Origin of the sequence: Paraclostridium sp. MRS3W1, from assembly GCF_032465715.1 — a bacterium.
GTDB classification, from domain to species: domain Bacteria; phylum Bacillota; class Clostridia; order Peptostreptococcales; family Peptostreptococcaceae; genus Paraclostridium; species Paraclostridium dentum.
The window spans coordinates 1-9,527 of sequence record NZ_JAWDJM010000031.1 but is presented as its reverse complement, the minus strand read 5'-3'; the positions used below and the strand labels follow the sequence as shown (position 1 = coordinate 9,527).

Genomic DNA, 9,527 nt, shown 5'->3' with positions numbered 1-9,527 from the left:
GATATAGGGAATATAATCAGAAAAAATAATCTGAGAATAGATTCTCATCCAGATCAGTTTAATGTAATCAATAGCATAAAAGAAAATGTTGTGGAAAATACTATCAAAAGTTTGAAATTTCAAAGTCAGATATTTGAAGATATAAATTATAAAGAAGGAAAAATGGTTATACATATCGGGAGTTCTCAAGGCGGAAAAGAAGAAAGCATAGAAAGGTTTATAAATAACCTAAAATATTTTCCAAATGAAGTTGTAAGTAGATTAATATTAGAAAATGACGATAAAATATTTACAGCACAAGATGTTTTAAATATATGTAAAGAAACAAAATTACCTATGGTTCTTGATATCCACCATCATATTTGTAAAAATAACGGAGAGGAAATTAAGTATATATTAAAAGATATTTTTAATACTTGGAATAACGAACTTTTACCACCTAAAATACATTTTTCAAGTCCGAGAGAATTTGAAAAAGATAGGAAACATGCAGATTTCATAAATGCAAAAGATTTTTTGAATTTTATATACCTAGCTAAAGATGAAGTAGACAGAGATTTCGATGTGATGATAGAAGCTAAAAAGAAAGATTTAGCATTAAAAAAGCTAGTAAATGATATAAGGGATTTAGATAAAAATATTAAATTTATAGATGAAACAACTATAGAAATATAAATTACTATACATATATTATTATAAAAAGAGCTGAGTGAAATACTTAATAGAAAGTATCTCACTCAGCTTTTTAGTTATATTATTTATTCGGTTTAAATGAACTCTTTAATGGAACTACTCTATTAAATACTAGCTTTTCATCAGTAGTATATTTAGAATCTACATTGAAGAATCCATGTCTTACAAATTGGAACTTATCTTGAGGCTTAGCATTTTCTATAGCAGTTTTTTCAGCAAAACCTTGAACTATCTCAAGAGAATTAGGGTTTATTTGCTCTAAGAAGTGCTTACCTTCATTTTCAGGAGCATCATCTAGTATTAATGGTTCAAATAATCTAAACTCACAAGGAACAGCACTATTTGCATCTACCCAGTGTATAGTAGCTTTAACTTTACGACCAGTAAATCCAGAACCACTCTTAGTTTCTGGATCATATGTACAGTGGATTTCAGTTACATTTCCATTTTCATCAGTTATGAAGTCATTACACTTAACAAAGTAAGCTCCCTTTAATCTAACTTCATTACCAGGGAATAATCTAAAGTATTTTTTAACTGGTTCAATCATAAAGTCTTCTTGTTCTATATATATTTCTCTAGAGAATGGAACTAATCTCTTACCTTTAGTTTCATCTTTAGCATTGTTTTCTATTTCAAGCATTTCAACTTGACCCTCTGGATAGTTAGTTATAACTAGTTTTAAAGGCTTTAAAACACCCATAGCAAGAGGCGCTTTAGGCTGTAAGTCTTCTCTTACAAAATAGTCTAACATTTGGCTATCTACTGTAGAATCTGCTTTAGCCACACCTATTTCATTACAGAAGTTTCTAATAGCTTCTGGAGTGTAACCTCTTCTTCTAAGACCAGCTATAGTAGGCATACGAGGATCATCCCAACCATCAGTTACACCTTCATCAACTAGTTGTTTAAGTTTTCTTTTACTCATAACAGTATTTGTAAGATTAAGTCTAGCAAATTCTATTTGGCGAGGAACTTCTGGCATTTCACACTCAGCTACAACCCAATCATAAAGTGGTCTTTGATCTTCAAATTCTAACGAACATAGAGAATGAGTTATACCCTCTATAGCATCTTCTAATGGATGAGCGAAAGCATACATTGGATATATACACCATTTATCACCAGTATTGTGGTGATGAGAATGAGATATTCTGTATATAGCAGGGTCTCTTAAATTGATGTTAGGAGAAGACATATCTATTTTAGCTCTTAAAACTTTTTCTCCATCTCCAAATTCTCCGTTTTTCATTTTTTCAAATAATTCAAGATTTTCCTCTATAGATCTATTTCTATAAGGACTTTCTTTTCCTGGTTCTGTTAAAGAACCTCTATACTCTCTCATTTGTTCTGCGTTTAAGTCGCATACATAAGCTTTACCTTTTTTTATAAGAAGAACAGCTCTTTCATACATTTGATCAAAATAATTTGAAGCAAAGTATAAGTTAGTCCAATCAAAGCCTAACCACTGAACATCTTCTTTTATAGAGTTTACATACTCTACATCTTCTTTTACTGGATTTGTATCATCGAATCTTAAATTTACATTTCCATTAAACTCCTTAGCTAAACCAAAGTTTAAACATATAGATTTAGCATGACCAATATGTAAATATCCATTTGGCTCAGGTGGGAAACGAGTTATGATAGTATCATGTTTTTTAGATTCTAAATCATTAACTATTATGTTTCTTATAAAGTTTGATGACTTATTTTCATTTGACATATTCGTACCTCTTATCTATTAAATTTGTATTATTATTATTATATAATTACTATTATTAATAATTTTAATTCAAATTGAGAAAAAAATAAAGGATTAGTAGTTAATTTCTTACAATTATAGTGAAAAATATTACAGGAAAATGTTTTTATATGCAAAAATTAAAATAAATATTAAATTGCAATTATAAAAAAAGTCATTTTTAAAATAATCCACAGACTTATTAACAAAATATAAACAATATTAACAATTTAATAATGAAATATAGAAACAAGTTTGTTATAATTTATATAGAGTAATTTTGTTAGGGGTGGGGGAATGCTAAACTTTAAACTTTGTAGTGAAATTTTAAAATTGTGTCCATTGCCATGTATATATGGACAAGCTATAAAAAATGAAGAAGGAATTTTTACAGACTTTATAATAGAAGACTTTAATGATAAACTTTGTAAACTTGTGGATCTAGATGAAGAAAATATCAAAGAAAAAAGTATAAATGATATTATACCTTCTATTTTAGATAAAAATTTAAAAGAAGGTATAATAGATGAAGATTCATATATTTCTTATTTAGATGGATGGTATAAAGTTGAAATATCATATGTAAAAGATGATAAATATGTATTATGGCTTGTAGAAAATAAAGAGATACAGCATTTAAGAACCGTACAATTACTAATAGACACGATACCGGATTATATATTTTATAAAGACATAGATGGGAATATAGTAGGTTGTAATAAAAGCTATGCAACGGAGCTAGTAGAATTAGATAGAAATGATATAATAGGTAAAAGTTATAAAGATTTACCTGTGATCAGTCAAAATTTTGAAAGTTATAGAGATAATGATTTAGAGGTTGTAGACACTAGATCTACTAAAATGTATTATGAAAACGTTATATTGAAAAATGGGAAGAAAATTTATTTAGAAATCATAAAAACACCTATAATATCAGATGGTGGAGAGGTAATTGGAATCATAGGAATAGCAAGGGATATAACGGAGAGAAAAGAACATGAAGAAGCATTAGAAAGAGCACGTTCAGAAGCATTAGCCAATACAGCACATGAATTAAGAACACCATTAAACTTAATATTTAGTTCAGTTCAAATGTTAAATTACCGATACGATATAATAAATAACAAAACAAATGATAGAGACGATAAGTATTTAAATATAATAAAACAAAATGGATATAGACTATTGAAACTAGTAGACAATTTGATTGACTCAACTAAGTTAACTTATGAAGATGTAGAATTTAACCCTAAAAATTATGACATAGTTAATTTTGTTGAGAGTATTTGTGATTCTGTAAGTGATTTTGCAAATCAAAATGAAATGGATATAATATTTGATACAGATGTGGAAGAAAAAGTTATCGGGTTTGATTTAGATAAAATGGAAAGGATAGTATTAAATTTACTATCAAATGCATTTAAGTTTAATAGAAAAGGAAAAACCATACAAGTAACTATAAAAGACTTAAAAGATAAGATTCAATTAAGAGTTAAAGATGAAGGGATTGGAATACCTAAAAAAGACTTATATAAAGTATTTGATAGATTTAAACAAGTTAAGCATGAAAGTATAGATACCAAAGTTGGAAGTGGGATAGGTCTGTCTTTAGTTAAGTCTTTAGTTGAGTTGCATGGTGGAAATATAGATGTTGAAAGTGAGCTTGGACAAGGTAGTGAGTTTATAATAGATATGCCTTGTAATTTATACAGCCATAAATTAGAACTAATAGATGATTGCAATTTAAAGGCAAATTTCGTGCAAAAAATTGAAGTTGAATTTTCTGATATATATGCATAAAAGTGGATAATCTTTTAAGATTTATCCACTTTTTTATTTAATAATAGCTTTAATAATCTTAATGTGAATTATCGAATAAATTAAAGCTAATAATAAAACAGAAGTTTAAGACAATATGTTTAAATTTTAAAAAATTAAAGAAAAATAAGAATATATTTAAATTAATGGTAAATGTTTACTATAAGTTTATAGTGGTATAAGATATAGTAAATTAAATTTAAAAGTTTGGAGGAGTTTTTTATGGAAGCAGATAAAATGACACAAAGAGTCCAAAAAAGCTTAAATGATGCTTTTAGTGAAGCTGTTAAAAATCATAACCAACAAGTAGATACAATACATTTACTTTATTCATTAATAGACCAAGAAGATGGATTAATACCTAGAATAATAGAAAAAATGGGTATATCTGTAGAAGGCCTAAAAGCAAGTGTAAAAACTGAACTTTTAAAACTACCTCAAATTCAAGGTGAGGCAGCTAGTTCACAAGGTGTAGTAGCTACAAGAAAGTTAAATGAAGTATTAATAAAATCAGAAGAAATTTCAAAAGAATTCAATGATTTGTATATAAGTGTTGAACATTTATTTTTAGCTATAATTGAATTAGAATCACGTTCAAATATAGGTAAAATATTTAAACAATACAATATAAATAAAAACAGTTTTTTAGAAGTATTATCAAAAGTTAGAGGAAATCAAAGAGTAGAAACCCAAGATCCAGAGGGTACATATGACGCATTAGCTAGATATGGTACAAACTTAATAAATTTAGCTAAAAAAATAAATTAGACCCAGTTATAGGTCGTGATGAAGAGATAAGAAGAGTTATAAGAATACTTTCAAGAAGAACAAAAAACAATCCTGTTTTAATAGGTGAGCCAGGTGTAGGTAAAACTGCTATAGTAGAAGGCTTAGCAGAAAGAATAGTCAGAGGAGATGTACCTGAAGGCCTTAAAGATAAAATTATATTTGCGCTTGATATGGGATCATTAATAGCAGGTGCTAAATATAGAGGTGAATTTGAAGAAAGATTAAAAGCAGTGCTTAAAGAAGTTCAAGGCGCTGAAGGAAAAATAATTTTATTTATAGATGAGATACACACAATAGTAGGAGCAGGAAAAACAGACGGGGCTATGGATGCAGGAAACTTAATAAAACCAATGTTAGCTCGTGGAGAACTAAATTGTATAGGTGCTACTACTTTTGATGAATATAGACAGTATATAGAAAAAGATAAAGCATTAGAGAGAAGATTCCAACCAGTTATAGCGGATGAACCTAGTGTAGGTGATACAATTTCTATACTTCGTGGATTAAAAGAAAAATTTGAAATTCACCATGGTATTAGAATCCATGACTCTGCAATAGTTGCAGCAGCAAAATTATCAGATAGATATATACAAGATAGATATTTACCAGATAAAGCCATAGACTTAATAGACGAAGCAAGTGCTATGATTCGTAGTGAAATTGACTCACTACCAACTGAGTTAGATATAGTTAGAAGAAAAATATTTACATTAGAGACTGAAAGAGAAGCACTTCTTAAAGAAGAGGATGAAGCAAGTAAAAGAAGACTTGAAAAACTTCAAGATGAATTAGCTGAACTTAAGTCTAAAAATGATGATTTAACAGCTATATATGAAAAAGAAAAGTCACATATAATGAATGTTAGAAACCTTAAGGCTAAACTTGATGAGGCTAGAGGAGATGTAGAAAGATATGAGCGAGAATATGATTTAAATAAAGCTGCAGAGCTTAAATATGGTATAATTCCAAAACTTGAAAACGAAATTAAAGAAGCAGAAGAAAAAATGGAAGATGACAATCAAACATCTTTATTAAAAGAAGAGGTTACAGAAGAAGAAATTGCAGAAGTAATCTCTAAATGGACAAATATACCTATAACTAAGTTAGTTGAAAGCGAAAAAGAAAAATTACTAAGATTAGAAGAAGAGTTAAAAACTCGTGTTATAGGACAAGATGAAGCTGTAACGGCTGTAAGTAATGCTGTTATTCGTCACAGAGCAGGACTTAAAGATGAAAATAAACCAATAGGATCATTTATATTCTTAGGACCTACAGGTGTTGGTAAAACAGAACTTGCAAAAACTTTAGCTAGAAATTTATTTGATAGTGAAGAAAATATAATTAGAATTGATATGTCAGAATATATGGAAAAACATGCAGTATCAAGACTTATAGGACCGCCTCCAGGATATGTAGGATACGAAGAAGGAGGACAATTAACAGAAGCTGTAAGAAGAAATCCATATTCAGTATTACTATTTGATGAAATAGAGAAAGCGCATGAAGATGTATTTAACTTATTCCTTCAAATATTAGATGATGGAAGACTTACTGACAATAAAGGTAAAACAGTTGATTTTAAAAATACAATAATAATAATGACTTCAAATATAGGTAGTTCATATTTATTAGAAGATTCAGGTGAAATAAAAGAGTCTACTAAAGAAATGGTAATGAATGAAATGAAGAGAAGATTTAAACCTGAGTTTTTAAATAGAGTTGATGATATCATAATGTTTAAACCTCTTGATAAAGAAGGCATTAGAAGAATTATAGACATATTCTTAGATGATTTAAGAAGACGATTAGTTGATAAGCATATAACTTTAAGTATAACTGATAGTGCTAAAGATGTATTGATAAAAGAAGGTTATGATCCTATTTATGGAGCTAGACCACTTAAGAGATATATTGGAAATGTATTAGAAACAAAAATAGCTAAAATGATGATAGCTGGTAAAGTTTATAATGGATGTCATATACTTATAGATGGAAATGATGACAATGTAGAAATAACAGTACAAGAAAGAGCGTAAGTTTTAAATTGGTTATGGAGGCAACAAACTTAAGCTCTATTTCCTCAATAGAAGATGAAGAATATATAAATGGAATTGATACTTTAATTCCATAACAAAAAAGGGTATAGATAATATACCCTTTTTTAGAATTCATATAAATCACTTACTAATTGAACTGGAATTTGAACTTGAGTAACGTACTCATCTTCTAAAGATGTTTCATAAATATCTATTTTATATATTTCTATAGGATCTCCAAGAATAGTATAGTTATTAAACTCTATAAATTTAAATAGCATAGGGATTATTTTTGCTGTTTTTTTATAATCGCCTTTATATGTATAAGTTACATAGTAACCCTCTTCTATTGTTAAATTAAAATTGGTAGCGTTATCATCAAGTAAACAAAATATAGATTTATAATTATTAAAAATTCCATTTGAAACACTTTTTGTATCAAATACTGCTCCAAAATTGCTATTTCCTAATACATAGAATTTATCATCAAATTTTTCATTTAATCTTTGGATTAAGTAATCTACGTTTTCATCAAAGCTAACATTTGAATTAACTGTAAGAGCTTTTCTTTTATTCATATATAAAAGCTCAATTCTATTGAAATTTGTATGGTCTAGTGTATTATCAATAGAGCTTAGCCTTTTATTTAAGCTTTCTTTGTGTATAGTCAGCTCGTCTAGCTTTTGATCTATAAGTTTTATCTCTTCTTGTAACATTTTTTTAGTAGTTCTAACATTTCTGTTTTCTAAGTACTCTTTTATGCGCTGCATAGAAAAATCAAGGCTTCTAAGTTCTTTTATTAAATTCAAATTACATATATCTTTTATAGTGTACATTCTGTAAGAATTTGTATCTCTACCTGGATTTAAAAGACCTAACTTTTCATAATATTTAAGAGAATCTCTACCTAAATTATAGATTTTTGATAATTCTCCAGTTTTATAATATTTTCTTTTCAAAAAAATCACCTCATTTTGAAATAAAATTGTTGACTTGAGTATTATACCATAGTTTATATTCAATTAGGTGGAGGGAGGTAATAATTATGAAAAATGTAAAAGATTTAAAAACTCAATTTAAACAATATGTAATACCATCGGTAGCATCTATGTGGGTATTCTCACTATATTCTATGGTAGATGGAGCGTTTGTTAGCAAAGGGGTTGGAAGTGGAGCCCTTGCTGCTGTTAATATATCAACACCATTTATAAATACTTTATTTGCTGTGTCAGTTTTATTATCAACTGGTGCATCAACTGTTGTATCAATGACCCTTGGTAAAGGTGATGATAAAAAAGCAAGCGAATATTTCACACTTAACACTGTAGTACTAGCTATTATATCTATATTTATTATTGTATTTAGTTTAGCTAACTTAGAAAAAATATCTATATTTTTAGGAGCGACAGAAAGTACATTACCTTTAGTTAAAGGATATTTAGGTAATATTATATTATTTGTTACTTTTTACTTAGTTTCTTATGGACTTGAGTTACTTATAAAGTGTGATGGGTATCCTCATTTATCTACAATAGGAGTTATAATTTCAGCAATAACTAATATAGTTTTAGATTATATATTTGTACTTAAATGGGGATGGGGAGTTGAAGGTGCAGCTTTGGCAACTGGAATTGCTAGAGTATTTTCAGTGACATTTTTCTTAGCTCATTTTTTAAGAAGAAGAGGAAAACTAAGATTTTGCAAGTTTAAATTTGATTTTAATTTTATAAAAAGAATTGTTTTAATAGGTATTCCAGATTCTATGACAGAGGCAAGTTTAGCTGTAGTTATATTACTATTTAATCAAAGTATATTAATGTTAATAGGTGAAAATGCTTTAGTTAGTTACAGTGTAATTTGTTATGTAACCACTTTAGTTCTTACAACTATGCTAGGAATATCTCAAGGATTACAACCAATATGTAGTTACTATTATGGTATGGAAGATAATAAATCAGTGCTGAGTCTTTTAAAAATGAGCTTAAGCTATATAACAAAAGCTTCAGTAATAGCATTTTTATTAGTTTTAATATTTGCAAATCAAATAGTATCTATATTTATTGATAAATCAGATATAACACTATTTAATTATACTGTAAAAACTTTAAGAATATCTTCAGTAGCATATTTGATTATGGGATATAATGTAATAATATCAGGATTTTGTGTTTCAACAGGAAAAGCCATACATGCAAGTGTAATATCCTTAGGAAGAGGATTAGTAGTAATAACTTTAAGCTTAATATTGATGACGTCTATATTTGGAGGCGCAGGTATATGGTTTACTACGCTTGTATCTGAAGCAATAGTACTTGTAATTGCAAAAAAAATACTTCAAAAGAATAAATCAAAAATTCAAGAAAACGAAAAATATGAAGACGTTGAGATTTATGAAAATGCAAAAAATGCTGTTTAAATATAAAATAAAAAACGACTAGATAGAAACC

The 9,527-nt window shown here is 27.9% G+C and carries 5 protein-coding genes and 1 pseudogene; 4 read left to right on the top strand and 2 right to left on the bottom strand.

Going from position 1 to position 9,527, the window contains the following annotated elements:
• Positions 1-675 (top strand): UV DNA damage repair endonuclease UvsE (uvsE, locus tag RWY47_RS02525; protein ID WP_316030229.1); only part of this gene is annotated, 675 nt, incomplete at its 5' end.
• Between the two features lie 79 nt (positions 676-754).
• On the opposite strand, the gene RWY47_RS02520 is transcribed toward uvsE, so the two are convergent.
• Positions 755-2,419, bottom strand: coding sequence for a glutamine--tRNA ligase/YqeY domain fusion protein (locus RWY47_RS02520; protein WP_021430778.1), 1,665 nt, complete (start codon positions 2,417-2,419; stop codon positions 755-757).
• Between the two features lie 315 nt (positions 2,420-2,734).
• Between RWY47_RS02520 and RWY47_RS02515 the strand changes: the two genes are divergently transcribed.
• Positions 2,735-4,237, top strand: coding sequence for a PAS domain-containing sensor histidine kinase (locus RWY47_RS02515; RefSeq protein ID WP_148550293.1), 1,503 nt, complete (start codon positions 2,735-2,737; stop codon positions 4,235-4,237).
• A gap of 240 nt (positions 4,238-4,477) precedes the next feature.
• Positions 4,478-7,080: pseudogene (gene clpB, locus RWY47_RS02510) on the top strand (ATP-dependent chaperone ClpB).
• 125 nt (positions 7,081-7,205) lie between these two features.
• Here the strand turns inward: clpB and RWY47_RS02505 are convergent.
• Positions 7,206-8,039 (bottom strand): MerR family transcriptional regulator, encoded by an 834-nt coding sequence (locus RWY47_RS02505; RefSeq protein WP_021430770.1) that lies wholly within the window; start codon positions 8,037-8,039, stop codon positions 7,206-7,208.
• An 86-nt stretch (positions 8,040-8,125) separates the two neighbouring features.
• On the opposite strand from RWY47_RS02505, the gene RWY47_RS02500 reads away from it, so the two are divergent.
• Positions 8,126-9,496, top strand: a complete 1,371-nt coding sequence (locus RWY47_RS02500; RefSeq protein ID WP_150842922.1) for an MATE family efflux transporter — start codon at positions 8,126-8,128, stop codon at positions 9,494-9,496.
• The last annotated feature ends 31 nt before the right edge of the window (positions 9,497-9,527 follow it).